Source organism: Bacillus sp. SIMBA_074 (assembly GCF_046534555.1).
GTDB lineage: Bacteria > Bacillota > Bacilli > Bacillales > Bacillaceae_G > Bacillus_A > Bacillus_A mycoides.
In genome coordinates this window covers 1-399 of record NZ_JAWRYM010000144.1, presented here as the reverse complement: position 1 = coordinate 399, position 399 = coordinate 1, and the positions used below count along the sequence as shown (strand labels likewise).

The following is a 399-nucleotide window of genomic DNA, read 5'->3' as shown; positions in this document are numbered from 1 at the left end:
CTGATTTACTAGTACCTTCAGATGAAAAACTGTGGTTTATTATGGAGGGAGATAATGCTAAAGGCATAGTTATAGCAACGGATACTGAGCCAATTCAAGCAGGTCTCGAAAAAACAGGGCCGGAATTGTATGAAATGTACAAGGATATCATTCAAGAGAATGGTAAAGATGTTCAAGGGAAATATTCGGACTACGCAGGTGGTTTTATTTTTGTAGCGGTTGATTCAAATGGAAATGAAGGTATATGGCTCGAAGAACGAGCAGCGAAGCTACTTGATCTTAATCCCGGAACTAAGTACAGTTCTGAACAAGTTCTTGAAAGTATCAACGATGGGCTAATCTCTAGCGACGAGGATGGCTCTGACGATGACTTGCTAGGGGGAGGTAATTAAGAAAGAA

The 399-nt window shown here is 40.6% G+C and carries 1 pseudogene; it reads left to right on the top strand.

From position 1 onward, the window contains the following. Window positions 1-392: pseudogene (locus SB773_RS30225) on the top strand (hypothetical protein); the annotation flags it as partial. Window positions 393-399 lie beyond the last annotated feature (7 nt).